13 protein-coding genes are annotated in these 15,602 nt (G+C 62.3%); 12 read left to right on the top strand and 1 reads right to left on the bottom strand.

The window, feature by feature from the left end; all coding sequences use genetic code 11:
• The first annotated feature begins 191 nt into the window (after positions 1–191).
• The 3 genes from CAF79_RS01375 to CAF79_RS01365 are packed head-to-tail and all read left to right on the top strand — an operon-like array spanning position 192 to position 3,853.
• The gene (locus CAF79_RS01375) at positions 192–1,205 is read left to right on the top strand and encodes an iron ABC transporter substrate-binding protein (RefSeq protein ID WP_085696093.1); all 1,014 of its coding nucleotides are present in this window, start codon (positions 192–194) and stop codon (positions 1,203–1,205) included.
• Positions 1,206–1,208: 3 nt separating this feature from the next.
• Positions 1,209–2,804: an iron ABC transporter permease gene (locus CAF79_RS01370; RefSeq protein WP_085696092.1), complete on the top strand. Its 1,596-nt coding sequence runs from the start codon at positions 1,209–1,211 to the stop codon at positions 2,802–2,804.
• On the top strand, positions 2,801–3,853 hold the full coding sequence (locus CAF79_RS01365) for an ABC transporter ATP-binding protein (RefSeq protein ID WP_085696091.1): 1,053 nt from the start codon (positions 2,801–2,803) through the stop codon (positions 3,851–3,853). The genes CAF79_RS01370 and CAF79_RS01365 overlap by 4 nt, the downstream gene beginning before the upstream one ends.
• On the opposite strand, the gene xerC is transcribed toward CAF79_RS01365, so the two are convergent.
• Positions 3,854–4,744, bottom strand: a complete 891-nt coding sequence (gene xerC / locus CAF79_RS01360; protein ID WP_085696090.1) for a tyrosine recombinase XerC — start codon at positions 4,742–4,744, stop codon at positions 3,854–3,856.
• 431 nt (positions 4,745–5,175) lie between these two features.
• Here xerC and arnB point away from each other — a divergent pair, with 431 nt between their 5' ends.
• From arnB to CAF79_RS01315, 9 genes are read left to right on the top strand one after another with little or no spacing between them, the layout of a single operon-like run.
• On the top strand, positions 5,176–6,324 hold the full coding sequence (gene arnB, locus CAF79_RS01355) for a UDP-4-amino-4-deoxy-L-arabinose aminotransferase (protein ID WP_085696089.1): 1,149 nt from the start codon (positions 5,176–5,178) through the stop codon (positions 6,322–6,324).
• Positions 6,321–7,343 (top strand): undecaprenyl-phosphate 4-deoxy-4-formamido-L-arabinose transferase, encoded by a 1,023-nt coding sequence (arnC, locus tag CAF79_RS01350; RefSeq protein ID WP_085696088.1) that lies wholly within the window; start codon positions 6,321–6,323, stop codon positions 7,341–7,343. Before arnB ends, arnC begins: the two co-directional genes overlap by 4 nt.
• Positions 7,340–9,346 carry a bifunctional UDP-4-amino-4-deoxy-L-arabinose formyltransferase/UDP-glucuronic acid oxidase ArnA gene (gene arnA / locus CAF79_RS01345; RefSeq protein WP_085696087.1) on the top strand — a complete coding sequence of 669 codons (2,007 nt, stop codon included), beginning with the start codon at positions 7,340–7,342 and terminating at the stop codon, positions 9,344–9,346. The genes arnC and arnA overlap by 4 nt, the downstream gene beginning before the upstream one ends.
• Positions 9,346–10,230: a 4-deoxy-4-formamido-L-arabinose-phosphoundecaprenol deformylase gene (arnD, locus tag CAF79_RS01340; protein WP_085696086.1), complete on the top strand. Its 885-nt coding sequence runs from the start codon at positions 9,346–9,348 to the stop codon at positions 10,228–10,230. The genes arnA and arnD overlap by 1 nt, the downstream gene beginning before the upstream one ends.
• Positions 10,227–11,876: a lipid IV(A) 4-amino-4-deoxy-L-arabinosyltransferase gene (arnT, locus tag CAF79_RS01335; RefSeq protein WP_085696085.1), complete on the top strand. Its 1,650-nt coding sequence runs from the start codon at positions 10,227–10,229 to the stop codon at positions 11,874–11,876. Before arnD ends, arnT begins: the two co-directional genes overlap by 4 nt.
• Positions 11,873–12,217 (top strand): 4-amino-4-deoxy-L-arabinose-phosphoundecaprenol flippase subunit ArnE, encoded by a 345-nt coding sequence (gene arnE, locus CAF79_RS01330; protein WP_085696084.1) that lies wholly within the window; start codon positions 11,873–11,875, stop codon positions 12,215–12,217. The genes arnT and arnE overlap by 4 nt, the downstream gene beginning before the upstream one ends.
• A complete protein-coding gene (arnF, locus tag CAF79_RS01325; protein ID WP_085696083.1) occupies positions 12,214–12,618 on the top strand; it encodes a 4-amino-4-deoxy-L-arabinose-phosphoundecaprenol flippase subunit ArnF in 405 nt (134 codons plus the stop codon). The genes arnE and arnF overlap by 4 nt, the downstream gene beginning before the upstream one ends.
• A complete protein-coding gene (locus CAF79_RS01320) occupies positions 12,615–13,994 on the top strand; it encodes a UDP-glucose/GDP-mannose dehydrogenase family protein (protein WP_085696082.1) in 1,380 nt (459 codons plus the stop codon). Before arnF ends, CAF79_RS01320 begins: the two co-directional genes overlap by 4 nt.
• Complete coding sequence (locus CAF79_RS01315; RefSeq protein WP_170929679.1) at positions 13,994–15,586, top strand: glycosyltransferase family 39 protein; 1,593 nt, start codon at positions 13,994–13,996, stop codon at positions 15,584–15,586. The genes CAF79_RS01320 and CAF79_RS01315 overlap by 1 nt, the downstream gene beginning before the upstream one ends.
• The last annotated feature ends 16 nt before the right edge of the window (positions 15,587–15,602 follow it).

Below are 15,602 nucleotides of genomic sequence, written 5' to 3'. Positions count from 1 at the left end.
GCGCCGGGTTCGCCCGGCGTCCCCGCCAAGTGACTGCTAACCTGAATGGCAATGACATGTATTAACGGTTGGTTTGACGATTTTTTCTCATTTGCTTCTCTACATTGCCAGCCAACATATGCAAATCATTCGCATTGAAACTCACGCGAACGCTTGCCCATGAACGTCTAAAAAACAGGAGCTGCCCCGCCATGAGTCCATCCCTTCCGTCCTTCCTGAAACAGGCCGCGCTGGCGACTGCGCTGCTTGCTGCCGGGCAGGCCTTTGCCGCCGATTCAGTCGGCCTTCTGGTCTACAACGCCCAGCACGAAACCCTGACCAAGGCCTGGGTGGCCGGGTTCACCGAAGAAACCGGGATTCCGGTCACGGTGCGCAACGGCGACGATACGGAAATGGGCAATCAGATCGTGCAGGAAGGTGCGGCGTCGCCAGCGGATGTGTTCCTGACGGAAAACTCCCCGGCCATGGTGCTGGTGGACAACGCCAAGCTGTTCGCGCCCGTGGCTCCGGCGACCCTCGAACAAGTCGATGCGGCGTATCGCCCGGCCCACGGCCATTGGGTCGGTATCGCCGCGCGCTCCACGGTGTTCGTCTACAACCCGGCCAAGCTGTCGGAAAAAGACCTGCCCAAATCGCTGATGGACCTCGCAAGCCCGGCCTGGAGAGGTCGCTGGGCCGCGTCGCCTGCCGGTGCGGATTTCCAGGCGATCGTCGCCGCCGTGCTGCAACAGAAAGGCGAAGCCGCCACCCTCGAATGGCTCAAGGGCATGAAAGCCAACTTCACCGCCTACCGTGGCAACAGCTCGGTGCTCAAAGCGGTGAACGCCGGACAAGTCGACAGCGGCGTGATCTATCACTATTACGCTTTCGTCGATCAGGCCAAGACCGGCGAAAACAGCAAGAACACCGCCCTGCACTACTTCAAGCATCAGGATCCGGGCGCATTCGTGAGCATTTCCGGTGGCGGCGTGCTGGCTTCCAGCAAACACCAGGAAGACGCGCAGAAATTCCTCCAATACATCACCGGCAAGCAAGGCCAGGAAGTGTTGCGTACCGGCAACTCTTTTGAATACGCCGTTGGCAAGGACGCCGGATCCAATCCGAAACTGGTGCCGTTGAAGGACCTGGACGCGCCGAAAGTCGATGCATCGAAGCTCGACAGCAAGAAAGCCGTCGAACTGATGACCCAGGCAGGACTGCTGTAATTGATGCCTGAATCGCTGCACGCGGAGATCGTTGCGACGCCCTCCGCCCATTTGTCCCGCAGGACCCGCGCCCTCAACGGACGCGGGAGTCCGTGGGTGGTCGTGCTGGCCATCGCGGTGTCGCTGTTGTCGTTGGTGCCGATCGGCTTTGTGATCGGCGTCTCGTGGTACACCGGCTGGGCAACCATCGAAGCTTTGGTCTTCCGCCCTCGGGTCGCCGAGCTGCTGATCAATACCGTGCTGCTGGTACTGATCACGCTGCCGATCTGCATCGTACTCGGCACCACTCTGGCGTGGCTGACCGAACGTACCGACCTGCCGGGGCGACGGCTGTGGTCATTGCTGGCGGTCGCGCCGCTGGCGGTGCCGGCGTTCGTGCACAGCTACGCGTGGGTCAGCCTGATTCCGTCGATCAATGGATTGCCGGCCGGGGTGCTGGTGTCGGTGATCGCCTATTTCCCGTTCCTGTACTTGCCGATTGCAGCGACGTTGCGCCGCCTCGATCCGGCGATTGAAGACGTCGCCGAATCCCTCGGCCTCAAGCCATGGGCGGTGTTTTTCCGGGTGGTGTTGCCGCAACTGCGCCTGGCGATCTGCGGCGGTGCGTTGCTGGTCGGTCTGCACTTGCTGGCGGAATACGGCCTGTACGCGATGATCCGCTTCGACACTTTCACCACGGCGATTTTCGACCAGTTCAAATCAACCTTTAACGGCCCGGCCGCCAACATGCTCGCCAGTGTATTGGCACTGTGTTGCCTGGCGATGCTGATGGTGGAATCCGGCGCCCGTGGTCATGCGCGATACGCCCGCGTCGGCTCCGGCAGCGCCCGCGAACAACGCACCGTGCGCCTGCATCGGCGCACTGCCGCGCTGGGCTTGTGCCTGCAAGGCCTGACCTGCCTGCTGGCCCTCGGCGTGCCGTTGCTGACCCTCGGCAAATGGCTGATCGCCGGCGGCGCCGAGGTGTGGCAAGGCAACGAATTGCTGCCGGCGTTGCTGCAAACGCTGTCGTTCGGGGTGGCCGGTGCGCTGTTGACCAGCCTCGCGGCGATCCCGATTGCCTGGCTGTCAATTCGTGCCCCCGGCAAGCTGCAGCGCCTGCTCGAAGGCTGCAATTACATCACCAGCGCGCTGCCGGGAATCGTCGTGGCGCTGGCACTGGTGACCGTGACCATCCATTTCGCCCGACCGATCTACCAGACCACGATCACCGTGCTGCTGGCCTATCTGCTGATGTTTCTGCCCCGGGCACTGGTCAGCCTGCGCGCCGGGTTTGCGCAGGCGCCGGTCGAGCTGGAAAACATCGCGCAAAGCCTCGGGCGCTCACCGTTGCGCGCCCTGTGGCAGATCACCTTGCGTCTGGCGGCGCCCGGTGCGGCGGCGGGCGCGGCGCTGGTGTTTCTGGCGATCACCAATGAACTGACCGCGACCCTGCTGCTCGCGCCCAACGGCACGCGCACCCTGGCCACCGGTTTCTGGGCCATGACCAGCGAAATCGACTACGCCGCCGCAGCGCCTTACGCGCTGCTGATGGTGCTGTTGTCGCTGCCGCTCACGGCCATCCTCTATCACCAATCCAGGCGCAGTGCCGGCCGATGAACGCTCTCGAAATCAACTCATTAAGCAAAGCCTTCGGCGCACAAACGGCGCTGGACTCCGTCAACCTGTCCGTCCCGACCGGCAGCCGCACAGTGATCGTCGGCCCCTCCGGCTCCGGCAAGACCACCCTGTTGCGGATGATCGCCGGGTTCGAATTCCCCGACGCCGGCAGCCTCACGCTCAACGGCCAGACCCTGGTCGACAGCACCCACGCCGTACCCGCGTATCAACGGCAGATTGGTTACGTGCCGCAGGACGGTGCGCTGTTCCCGCACATGACCGTGGCCGACAACATCGGATTCGGACTAACGGAAACCGGCGGCACCCGAACCGAACGCATTCAGGCACTGATGGACAGCGTCGCCCTGAACGCCGACATGGCTGCGCGTTGGCCCCACGAACTGTCCGGCGGCCAGCAACAACGGGTGTCACTCGCTCGCGCACTGGCCCAGCGGCCACGCCTGATGCTGCTCGACGAGCCCTTTTCCGCCCTCGACACCGGCTTGCGCGGCGCCATGCGCAAAATGGTCGCGCGCCTGCTGGAGGATGCCGGCGTGACCACGATTCTGGTGACCCACGATCAGGGCGAAGCGCTGTCGTTCGCCGACCAGTTGGCCGTCATGCGCGACGGTCGTCTGGTGCAGTCGGGGCATCCGATGGACCTCTACCGCTATCCCTGCGACGAACAGACCGCGCATTTTCTCGGCGAAGCCGTGGTCATGCCCGCCCGGATCGAAGCCGGCTGGGCCCATTGCGACCTGGGTCGGGTGGCGGTCAACACCAACGGTTTTTCCGGCGCCGCGCAGATCATGCTGCGGCCGGAACAACTTCAACTCTCGGACATCCCGGCCGACCCGGACGGCTGCCACGCAGTGGTCACTGATCGAGACTTCGGCGGCAACGTCTGCACCCTGACCGTGGAACTTCGCTCCCGGGCCAGCCCCGGCCGCTCATTGCTGGTACGCAGCTCCGGCATGCACGCGCCACCGGCCGGCAGCACCGTGCAGTTGTCCATTCTGGGGGCAGCCCACGTCTTTGCGATGCCCTGACTACAGGTCGAAGCGATCCACCGCGCGGCGCCGCTCGTTGTCGTCGCGCACGTCGTAGCTGGCGGTCGTCTGGATGTTGCTGTGGTGGGCCAGCTTCTGGGCGATCGACAGGTCGTGTTCTTCGATCACCCGAGTGATGAACGAACGCCGGAAATCATGGGGCATGATTTTCACACCGACCTGGGTCCCGCGCTGACGGGCAATGTAATAGATCGCGTGCTTGGTAATGCGCTCACGGGTGATGTGGCTGCCACGGCGGATGCGGTTGAACAGAAACGTGTCGTCGCTCTCGCCTTCCTTGAGTTCCGAGCGACGAAACTCCAGCCAGGCATTCAGTTTGGCGAACGCCCAGGCTGGCGCGTACTTGATCAGTTGTTTATTGCCCTTGGCGGTGACGCACAGACTGCGCTCGTTGAAGTCCACCTGATTGAGGTCCAGATCCACCGACTCCGACTTGCGCATGCCGGTGCCGTACAACAGCGCAATCACCGCCGCATCACGCAAACCTTGCGGTCGCGGGTCGGCCGCGCAGACTTCCATCAATTCATGTATCAGCGTGCGCTTCAAGTTGCGCCCCTGAGACAGTCGTGTACCGGCAATGCCTTTGACCGAGCGCATCTTCAAAAGATGTTCCTGGCTGATCAGGCTCATGCGCCACGCTTCATTCATCACACCGCGAATCGCGTTTACATACAGCGAAGACGTATTCGGCGCGTAATTGTCGGCGCGCAATGCGGCGACTAACGCAACCACATCTTCCGGTTGCAGTGCATGCCAGGGAATGTCTTCGACGTTCATGTCTTCGAAGCCGAGACGGTCGGCGGCATCTTGCAGAACGTAACGCATGGTCAGTTGGCTGGAGGGAGCCAGACGCGCCAGATACACGGTCATCGGGTTGGTTTTCAGGGTGTCGGGGGATGCAACGGGTAAGTCAATCAAACGTCGGGCCTTGAGTAAAAACAGTTCAACACAGCAACTAACAACTGCAACATTTTTAATATAAGGGGAACACTTCCGTAGGACTTTTCTACTAAAAACCGCGATAAGCGGTAGAAGTCTGAACAGTGGCTGTATGGGTTTCAGATAAACGATTCGCCGACCGGTTTTTCATGTTCCTTTCACAAAAACGGGCATAACCTTAATTCCACTGAGTCCTGTGCCGGCGCTGCCCAACCTGCCGGGCAACGCCTGAAATGTCAACCGAACCCGACGTTATGTCGTCTTGGCAACTTATTGATGCAAAGGATTTTTTCGCGTCTACGCTTTGATTGGATCCGATTTCCTATTGGATCTATTTCTTTTTTCTTTGCAATGAGGTGTGCATGAGTCAGGCGTTTCTCCCCTTCTCTCGCCCCAGTATCGGCGACGAAGAAATTGCCGCCGTAGAGCAAGTACTGCGGTCCGGCTGGATCACCACCGGGCCGAAAAACCAGGCACTTGAAGAACAGTTTGCGCAGTACGTCGGTTGCCGGCATGCCGTGGCACTTTCCTCGGCCACCGGTGCCATGCATGTAACGTTGCTGGCGCTGGGCATCGGCCCCGGCGATGAAGTCATCACCCCGTCGCAGACCTGGGTGTCCACCGCCAACATGATTTCCCTGCTCGGCGCCACGCCGGTGTTCGTCGATGTCGACCGCGACACCCTGATGACCGACGCCGCGCGCATCGAAGCCGCCATTACCCCGCGTACCAAAGCGATCATTCCCGTGCATTACGCCGGCGCCGCGTTCGACCTTGATCCGCTGTACGCGCTGGCCGACAAACACGGCATCGCCGTGATCGAAGACGCCGCCCATGCCGCCGGCACCCGCTATAAGGGCCGCCACGTCGGTTCGCATGGCACCGCGATCTTCTCGTTCCACGCGATCAAGAACATGACCTGCGCCGAAGGCGCGATGTTCGTCACCGACGACCAAGCCCTGGCCAACCGCGTGCGCATGCTCAAGTTCCATGGCCTGGGCGTCGATGCCTACGATCGCCTGACCCATGGCCGCAAACCCCAGGCCCAGGTGATCGAGCCCGGTTTCAAATACAACCTGGCCGACATCAACGCCGCGATTGCGCTGGTGCAACTGGAACGTCTGGACGCAATCAACGCCCGCCGCACCGAACTGGCCACGCAATACCTGCAAAAACTCGAAGGCCTGCCGGTGCAACCGCTGGCGGTTCCGCATTACGCGCAACAGCACGCCTGGCACCTGTTCATCCTGCGCATCGACAGCGAGCGCTGCGGGATCGATCGCGAAGCCTTCATGAAGGGTTTGCAGGAGCAAGGCATCGGCACCGGCATCCACTTCATCGCCACCCACCTGCACACCTGGTATCGCCAGCGTGACCCGCACTTGTCCTTGCCTGACACCGAGTGGAACTCGGCGCGGCTGTGCTCGATTCCCTTGTTCCCCGACATGACCGACCAGGATCTGGACCGGGTCGTCGGGGCCATTCAACACCTGATGGGGAAACGCCCGTGAGACCTTATCCGATTCATTGCGTGTCGATCGTCATCCCGGTCTACAACGAAGAAGACAGCCTGCCGGAACTGTTGCGCCGCACCCGCGCCGCCTGCCAGCAATTGCGCCATGACTACGAAATCGTGCTGGTCGATGACGGCAGTCGCGACGCCTCCGCGCAATTGCTTGAAGACGCCGCGTTAGTCGAGGACAGCCCATTCGTGGCGGTCATCCTCAACCGCAACTACGGTCAGCACGCCGCGATCATGGCCGGTTTCGAACAGTGCAAGGGCGACGTGGTGATTACCCTCGACGCCGACCTGCAGAACCCGCCGGAAGAAATCCCGCGCCTGGTGGCCGAGGCCGAAAAGGGCTACGACGTGGTCGGCACCGTGCGCGGCAATCGTCAGGACTCGGCGTTGCGCCGCTATCCGTCGAAACTGATCAACCTCGCCGTGCAACGCTCAACCGGTGTCGCCATGAGCGACTACGGCTGCATGCTCCGCGCCTACCGCCGCACCATCATCGACGCGATGCTCGCCTGCCGCGAACGCAGCACATTCATTCCGATCCTCGCCAACAGCTTCGCCCGCCACACCACCGAAATCCCCGTGGCCCACGCCGAGCGCGAACACGGCGATTCGAAATACAGCCCGATGCGCCTGATCAACCTGATGTTCGACTTGATCACCTGCATGACCACCACGCCCCTGCGCCTGCTGAGCATCATCGGCTTCGCCATGGCCGGGCTCGGCGTGCTGTTCGCGGCGGCGCTGATTGTCATGCGCCTGGCGTTTGGCGCCGGCTGGGCCGGCGATGGCCTGTTCGTGCTGTTCGCCGTGCTGTTCGTGTTCACCGGTGGCCAGTTCATCGGCATGGGCCTGCTGGGCGAATACCTGGGCCGCATGTACAGCGATGTGCGCGCCCGCCCGCGTTTCTTCATCGAAAAGGTCCTGCGCGGGCACCCCGCCACGCCGGTTCCAGCCATCATCGTTGACGGCCTCAATTCCAACTCCACGTCTGATCAGGTTCTCTCATGAGCGCAAAAACCGTTGTCTTCGCTTACCACGATATTGGCTGCGCCGGCATTCAAGCCCTGCTCGACAGTGGCTATGACATTGCGGCGGTGTTTACCCATGCCGATGATCCTAAGGAGAACACCTTCTACGCTTCGGTTGCACAACTGTGCGCCAACAAAGGCATTGCGGTTCATGCCCCGGAAGACGCCAACCACCCGTTGTGGATCGAGCGGATTGCCAAGCTCGATCCGGACTACATCTTCTCCTTCTACTATCGCCACCTGCTGAGCGAGCCCCTGCTGGCGCTGGCCAAAAAAGGCGCCTTCAACCTGCACGGCTCGTTGCTGCCGCGCTACCGTGGCCGTGCGCCGGCCAACTGGGTGCTGGTCAACGGCGAAACCGAAACCGGCGTGACCCTGCACCGCATGGTCAAACGTGCCGACGCCGGCGCCATCGTCGCCCAGCAGCGCGTGGCCATCGAACGCAGCGACAGCGCGCTGAGCCTGCACGGCAAACTGCGCGTCGCCGCCAGCGACCTGTTGCGCGACGCTTTGCCGGCGATGCTTCAGGGCCAACTCACCGAAACTCCGCAGGACGAATCCAAAGCCACGGTGTTCGGCCGTCGCACTCCGGCGGACGGCAAACTGGTCTGGGCGCAACCGGCGGAAAAACTGTTCAATCTGGTGCGGGCCGTGACCCAGCCCTACCCCGGCGCCTTCTGCGCCGTGGGCGAGCACAAGCTGATTGTGTGGAGCGCCGAAGTCGTCAAAGGCAACGAAGGCCAGGCGCCGGGCCGGGTCATCAGCGTCGATCCGCTGCGCATCGCCTGCGGTGAGGACTCGCTGGTGATCAACGCCGGTCAGCGCAACGACAACGGCCTGTACCTGAGCGGCCCGCAACTGGCCAATGAACTGGGTCTGGTGGACGGTTCGCTGCTGCGCGGTGCCGAATCCGGCCGTGGCCCGCGCCGCACACGGGTGCTGATCCTCGGTGTCAACGGTTTCATCGGCAACCATTTGTCCGAGCGCCTGCTGCGTGACGAGCGCTACGAAGTCTATGGCCTGGACATCGGTTCCGATGCCATCGACCGCCTGCGCAGCCATCCGCGTTTTCACTTCGTCGAAGGCGACATCAGCATTCACTCGGAATGGATCGAGTACCACATCAAGAAATGCGACGTGGTCCTGCCGCTGGTGGCCATCGCCACGCCAATCGAATACACGCGCAATCCGCTGCGGGTGTTCGAGCTCGACTTCGAAGAAAACCTCAAGCTGGTGCGCTACTGCGTCAAATACAACAAGCGCGTGATCTTTCCGTCGACCTCGGAAGTCTATGGCATGTGCCAGGACAAGCACTTCGACGAAGACACCTCGAACCTGATCGTCGGCCCGATCAACAAGCAGCGCTGGATCTACTCGGTGTCCAAGCAACTGCTGGACCGGGTGATATGGGCGTATGGCGCCAAAGGGTTGAACTTCACACTGTTCCGTCCCTTCAACTGGATGGGGCCACGACTGGATCGCCTTGATTCGGCGCGCATCGGCAGCTCCCGCGCCATCACCCAGTTGATCCTCAATCTGGTGGAAGGCACGCCGATCCGCCTGTTCGACGGTGGCGAGCAGAAACGCTGCTTCACCGACATCGCCGATGGCGTCGAGGCGCTGGCGCGGATCATCGATAACGACAACGACGTCTGCAACGGCCAGATCATCAACATCGGCAACCCGGACAACGAGGCGAGCATTCGCCAGTTGGGCGAAGAACTGTTGCGCCAGTTCGAAGCGCATCCGCTGCGTTCCAACTTCCCGCCGTTCGCCGGTTTCCGCGACGTCGAAAGCAAGGCGTTCTACGGCGCCGGCTACCAGGACGTCGAGCACCGCAAACCGAGCATCGCCAACGCCAAGCGCCTGCTGGACTGGACGCCGACCGTGGAAATGCGCGAGACCATCGGCAACACGCTGGATTTCTTCCTGCGTGAAGCGATGCTGGAAATCGAGAAGCGCCCTCATAAAGAGGCATGCTGATGCAGGCCGGATTGCGCATCGATGTCGACACCTATCGCGGCACCCGCGAAGGCGTGCCGCGCTTGCTGGAAATTCTCGATGAAGCGCAGATCAAGGCGACGTTTTTCTTCAGTGTCGGTCCGGACAACATGGGCCGGCATCTGTGGCGCCTGATCCGTCCGCAGTTCCTCTGGAAAATGCTGCGCTCCAACGCCGCCGGTCTGTACGGCTGGGACATCCTGCTCGCAGGCACGGCGTGGCCGGGCAAACCGATCGGCCGCGACCTCGGGCACCTGATGCGTCAGGCCCGGGCCGCCGGCCACGAGGTCGGCCTGCACGCCTGGGATCACCACGGCTGGCAGGCCAATGCCGGGCGCTGGAGCGATGCGCAACTGGTCGAGCAGATCCGTCAGGGCGTCGACACCTTGAGCGACATCCTCGGCGAAAAGGTCATGTGTTCAGCCGCCGCCGGTTGGCGTGCGGACGAGCGTGTGATCGAAGCCAAACAAGCCTTCGGCTTTCGCTACAACAGCGATTGCCGTGGGCAGCGGCTGTTTCGCCCATTGCTGTCTGACGGCTCGGTCGGCGCGCCGCAGATTCCGGTGGACCTGCCGACCTTCGATGAAGTGGTCGGGCCGAGTGTGGCGGCGAAGGATTTCAACGCTTTCATCCTCGACCGGTTCCGCCCGGACAACCTCAACGTCTACACCATTCACGCCGAAGTAGAAGGGATTCTGATGGCCGAAGATTTTCGTCGACTGCTGGCCGACGCACGCCAGCGACATATCCACTTTCAGCCGCTGGGCGACTTGCTGCCCGAGTTTCTCAACGCCCTGCCCGTCGGCCGTGTGCAACGCGGCGCCCTCGAAGGCCGCGAAGGCTGGCTGGGAGTGCAAGGCGCATGAGCAAACGCTGGGCATTACCGCTGTTGCTGGGGATTTTTCTGCTGGCCTATTTACTGCCGCTGGGCAGTCATGGTCTGTGGATTCCCGATGAAACCCGTTATGCGCAGATCAGCCAGGACATGCTGCTGAGCGGCAACTGGGTGTCGCCGCATTTCCTGAACCTGCGCTACTTCGAAAAACCGGCGGCCGGGTACTGGATGATCGCCCTCGGGCAGGCCGTGTTTGGGCAGAACCTGTTCGGCGTGCGGTTTGCCTCGGCCCTGAGCACCGGGCTGAGCGTGCTGCTGTGCTTTCTCATCGCCCGCCGTTTGTGGAATGACCCGCGCAAAAGCTTCGTCTGCGCCCTGCTCTACATGAGCTTCGTCATCGTTGCCGGCCAGGCCGGTTACGCCAACCTTGACCCGCAATTCACCTTCTGGGTCAACCTGAGTCTGGTGGCGCTGTGGTTTGCCCTCGACAGCCGTTCCAACGGCCAGCGCATGGCCGGTTGGGCGGTGCTGGGCCTGGCGTGCGGCATGGGGTTCATGACCAAGGGGTTTCTCGCCTGGCTGCTGCCGGTGCTAATCGCCTTGCCGTGGATGCTCTGGCAAAAGCGCTGGAAGGAATTGCTGCTGTACGGCCCGATTGCGATTGCCGTAGCGATCATCGTCAGCCTGCCGTGGGTGTTGGCGGTGCACGGTCAGGAACCGGATTACTGGCGATTCTTCTTCTGGCACGAGCACATCCGCCGGTTTGCCGGCGACGATGCCCAGCATGACGCGCCGTGGTGGTTCTATCTGCCACTGCTGGTGGCGTTCAGTCTGCCGTGGGTGGGAATGCTGCCGGTGGCGCTGAAACAGGCGTGGCAGACCCGGCGTGAAACGAGCATTGCGTTTCTCGGCCTGTGGCTGCTGATGCCGCTGTTGTTCTTCAGTCTGAGCAACGGCAAGTTGCCGACCTACATTCTGCCGTGCCTGCTGCCGCTGGCGTTGCTGCTGGGCCATGCACTGGCCGATCGCTTGCGCCTGGAGCAAGGCCGGGCGCTGGGCCTCAATGGCCTGCTGAACCTGTTGCTGGGCATCGTCACGCTGATCGGGCTGGTTTACGTGCAGCTCAAGCGCCCGCTGTACGACCACGAATTGCACAGTCTGGTGCTGGTGTTCATCGCCCTGACCGGCTGGATCATCAGCAACCTGCTGCAAGCGTTTCGTCCGTTGCAATGCTGGGCGGCGCCGGCGGTGGGCAGTTTGCTGCTGATCGCATTGCTGCCGGCAGCGCTGCCCAAATCGGTGGTGGCGAACAAGATGCCAGACCAGTTCATCCTCGCCCATCAAACGGAACTGGCGAGCGCCACGCACCTGCTGAGCAACGACCTGGGCGCCGCATCGGCCCTGTCCTGGCGCCTGAAACGTCCGCAGGTCGCGCTATACAACACGATAGGCGAATTGAAATATGGGCTTGCCTATCCTGACGGCATTCAACAACGGGTCGATCCCGATCAGGTGCAACAGTGGATGCGCGAAGCCCGCAAGACCGGTTCGGTCGGCGTGGTGATGCGGGTCAAGGGGCAAGACGAACTGGACGAACTCGACAGACTGCCCAAGGACGGCGTTCGTTATGAGCAAGGCAATCTGGTGATCATGATGCTTCCGCAGGAGGCGTCATGAGCCTGTGGTTGTTGTTGCTCGCCTGCCTGCTGACCTGCCTGGGCCAGGTCGCGCAGAAATTCGCCGTCGAGAGCTGGCGCGGCGCGAGCCTGCCGTGGTCGCGCAAAGTGCGCTCGCCGTGGCTGTGGCTGGCCCTGTTTGCCCTCGGCGGCGGATTGCTGGTGTGGCTGCTGGTGTTGCAGCGCCTGCCGGTCGGCATCGCCTACCCGATGCTCAGCCTGAATTTCGTGATCATCACCCTGATCGCCCGTTTCGCATTCAAGGAGCCCGTCGACATTCAGCACTGGTTCGGCGTGTTGCTGGTGATCGGCGGCGTGGTGCTGTTGGGGCAACAGTCATGAACCGGCGCCATGGAATTTTCTTCGCCCTGGCCAGCGTGCTGCTGGTGAGCGTGGCGCAACTGAGCATGCGCTGGAGCATGACGCGCCTGCCCCGACCGGATCAGTGGCTGACCGTGCCCGGTGTCGATTCAGTCGCGCTGGCCGTGGTGCTCGCGGCGATCTTCGCCTATGCGCTGTCGATGCTCTGCTGGCTCGCCGCCCTGCGCGATCTGCCGCTGGGCCGGGCCTATTCGCTGCTGAGCATCAGCTATGCGCTGGTGTATCTGCTGGCGGCCAGCCTGCCGTGGTTCAACGAATCCTTCAGTTTCTCCAAATCACTGGGCGTGGCGCTGGTCATGCTCGGGGTCATCACCATCAATACTCGTCCGGCCCGTGCGCCCGAATTGAGGAGTTCGCCATGAAAATCACAGTGTTTGGTAGCGGTTATGTCGGCCTGGTGCAGGCCGCCGTGCTGGCCGAAGTCGGCCATGACGTGGTGTGCATGGACATCGACGAGAAAAAAGTCGAACTGTTGCGTCAGGGCCACGTCAGCATCTTCGAGCCGGGGCTGGCCAGCCTGGTCCGCGAAGGCCTGGACGCCGGGCGCCTGCAATTCACCTGCGATGAAAAGCTCGCGGTGCAGCATGGCAAGGTCGCGTTCATTGCCGTCGGCACCCCATCGAAAGAAGACGGTTCGGCCGACCTGCGTTACGTGCTCTCGGTAGGCGACGCCGTGGCTCGCCACCGTGAACAGCCGCTGATTCTGGTGGAGAAATCCACCGTACCCGTCGGCACCGGCGACACCTTGCGCACCCATCTGGACAAAGCGCTACTCAAGGCCGGACGCCTGTTGCAGTTCGATATCGTCTCCAACCCGGAATTTCTCAAGGAAGGCTCGGCGGTCGCCGATTGCCGTCGGCCGGACCGGATCGTCATCGGCTGCGAACGCGAAGAAGTGCGCGACGTCATGCGCGATCTGTACTCGCCATTCAACCGCAATCATGACCGCATCATGTTCATGGACCTGCGCAGCGCCGAACTGACCAAGTACGCTGCCAACTGCATGCTGGCGACCAAGATCAGTTTCATCAACCAGATCGCCGAGCTGGCCGAACACCTGGGTGCGGACATCGAATCGGTGCGTCAGGGCATCGGCGCCGACAGCCGCATCGGCTACCACTTCATCTACCCCGGTTGCGGTTACGGCGGCTCGTGCTTCCCAAAAGACATGCGCGCACTGATCCACAGCGCCGAAGAGGCACACTGCTCCAGTGATTTGCTGCAAGCGGTGGAAGCGATCAACCAGCGGCAGAAACACAAGTTGTTCGAACGCATCAACGCGTTCTACAAGGGCGAACTGCGCGGCAAGACTTTCGCCCTATGGGGCCTGGCCTTCAAGCCGAATACCGACGACATGCGCGACGCGCCGAGCCGGGTGCTGCTGGAGTCATTGTGGGCCGCTGGCGCCAATGTGCGGGCGTTCGACCCGGAAGCCATGCAGGAAACCCAGCATCTGTACCCGGACGAATCGAAACTGATGCTGATGGGCACCCCGGAATCCGTGCTCGCCGGTTCCGACGCGCTGATCATCTGCACCGAATGGCAGCAGTTCAAGGCGCCGGATTTCGACCTGATCCAACAACGCCTCAAGGCCCCGGTGATCTTCGACGGCCGCAACCTGTACGACGCCGAACGCCTGGCCCGCAACGGCTTCCATTACTTCCCGATGGGCCGTGGCGAATCGCGCGCCCTGCCGATTCCCTTGCAGCAGTGGCCGCACGCTTCGGACGTGGCCTGATGGGGTTATCCCCCACCCTGCGCCGGCAGTCCCTGATCGCAGGGCTGCTGGCGTTCGTGTTGTTCATTGCCGGCGTGTACGGGCAAGCGCCGATCGGTTTCGACTCACGCTTCGTGCTGTTCGCCCAGGAAATGCTGCGACACGGACCCAGCGTGTTTCCCACCACTTATGGTGAGCCGTACGCGGATTATTCGGCGCTGTCGACGCTGTTCATCTGGCTGTTGTCGTTACCGTTCGGCACGGTCAACAGCCTGACGGCGTGGCTGCCGAGCGCGGTTGCCGGTGCGGTGATCGTGACGTTGATGTATCGCTTGCTCGCGCCTTCATCCGTGCGCTGGGCGGTGGTCAGCATCGCGCTGCTGATGCTCACCGGCACCTTCATCACCGAGACCCGCGCGGTGTCGCAGGATCTGATGCTCGCCGCCGTGGCGTTTTCGGTGTTCTACCTCGGCTATGCCCACGATCATTTCGCTGCCGCTCGACGCTGGCCGCTGGTGTTCCTTCTATTGCTGCTGGGGTTCGGTATTCGCGGGCCGATCGGGCTGGTGGTGCCGACCGGCATGCTGTGCAGTTACTACCTGCTGGATCGCCAATGGTCGCGTCTGTTGACCTTCGGTGTGCTGGCGTCGCTGCTGCTGGCGGCGTGCGTCGGGCTGTTGTTGTGGCTGGCGGATCTCAGCGGCGGGTCGGCGTTTCGTCAGGACGTGATCCGCATGCAGTTCATGGGGCGCATGGACGGCAGCGAAGGCGTCAGCGGTTCGCTGTATTACTTCACCAGCTCGCTGGGCAACTACGCGCTGGCGTATCCGCTGGCCTTGCTGGCGCTGGCGGCCGCGTGGCTGAGCCAACCTCGGCAGCGCGGCCCGGCCTTGCGACTGGTGCAGTATTGCGCGGCGGCGGGGTTGATCGTGATGGTCGGGCTGTCAATTCCGCAGGCGAAAAAGGCCCGCTACCTGCTGCCGATGCTGCCCATGGCGGCGATCATTGCGGCGTATCCGTTTCAGGTGTTGCACGGCCGGGTGTTTGCCTGGCTGCGTGTCGGCCTGCAGGGATTGTGGTTATTGATTCCTGGATTGTTGATCGTCCTGTTGTGGGTGGCGAAGCGACGGTTTCCCGAGTCGTTGACCGACCTGACACCGGTAATGATCGTGCTGGGATTGCTGCAGCTGGCCGCAATGTCGCGGTTGCGACTGCCGCGATGGCGAACCGAAGTCCTCGCGTTCAGCGCCGTACTGGCGGTCTGGTCGGCGTATGCGCTGGTGTTCGAGCCGGTCGAGCGCCAGCTCTATGACACGCGAACCTTCAGTCAGGCGGTAATGAAGCGGATCCACGAGCAACCCGCGCCGCTGGTGCTGCACGGCATGGGCAAGGACGCCAAGGCGATCAAGTTCATGGTCAACGTCGAGCAGGACCTGCAACCGCTGTTCACCGAAACCACGCAGGCACTCGAAGCACTCAAGGGGCCGGCGTGGCTGATGATGGATCGCAGTGACTACCTGGCCCTGCAAGGCACGCCGATCGGGGCATTGCAGCCAGTGCTGAGCGGGCGATTCGACAAAAACGATTATGTGTTGCTATGGCTGACGCCTTAACCTGCGCGCCTTGATT

The organism is Pseudomonas sp. B26(2017), from assembly GCF_002113045.1.
In the GTDB taxonomy this organism is placed as follows: domain Bacteria; phylum Pseudomonadota; class Gammaproteobacteria; order Pseudomonadales; family Pseudomonadaceae; genus Aquipseudomonas.
The sequence above is the reverse complement of the archived record's forward strand: the minus strand, read 5'-3'. Positions and strand labels throughout refer to the sequence as shown.

Bases quoted from the DNA above. Each gene is read 5' to 3' on its own strand.
- CAF79_RS01375 (WP_085696093.1), top strand. From the start codon at position 192: ATGAGTCCATCCCTTCCGTCCTTCCTGAAACAGGCCGCGCTGGCGACT.
- CAF79_RS01370 (WP_085696092.1), top strand. From the start codon at position 1,209: ATGCCTGAATCGCTGCACGCGGAGATCGTTGCGACGCCCTCCGCCCAT.
- CAF79_RS01365 (WP_085696091.1), top strand. From the start codon at position 2,801: ATGAACGCTCTCGAAATCAACTCATTAAGCAAAGCCTTCGGCGCACAA.
- xerC (WP_085696090.1), bottom strand. From the start codon at position 4,744: ATGACCGTGTATCTGGCGCGTCTGGCTCCCTCCAGCCAACTGACCATG.
- arnB (WP_085696089.1), top strand. From the start codon at position 5,176: ATGAGTCAGGCGTTTCTCCCCTTCTCTCGCCCCAGTATCGGCGACGAA.
- arnA (WP_085696087.1), top strand. From the start codon at position 7,340: ATGAGCGCAAAAACCGTTGTCTTCGCTTACCACGATATTGGCTGCGCC.
- arnD (WP_085696086.1), top strand. From the start codon at position 9,346: ATGCAGGCCGGATTGCGCATCGATGTCGACACCTATCGCGGCACCCGC.
- arnT (WP_085696085.1), top strand. From the start codon at position 10,227: ATGAGCAAACGCTGGGCATTACCGCTGTTGCTGGGGATTTTTCTGCTG.
- arnE (WP_085696084.1), top strand. From the start codon at position 11,873: ATGAGCCTGTGGTTGTTGTTGCTCGCCTGCCTGCTGACCTGCCTGGGC.
- arnF (WP_085696083.1), top strand. From the start codon at position 12,214: ATGAACCGGCGCCATGGAATTTTCTTCGCCCTGGCCAGCGTGCTGCTG.
- CAF79_RS01320 (WP_085696082.1), top strand. From the start codon at position 12,615: ATGAAAATCACAGTGTTTGGTAGCGGTTATGTCGGCCTGGTGCAGGCC.
- CAF79_RS01315 (WP_170929679.1), top strand. From the start codon at position 13,994: ATGGGGTTATCCCCCACCCTGCGCCGGCAGTCCCTGATCGCAGGGCTG.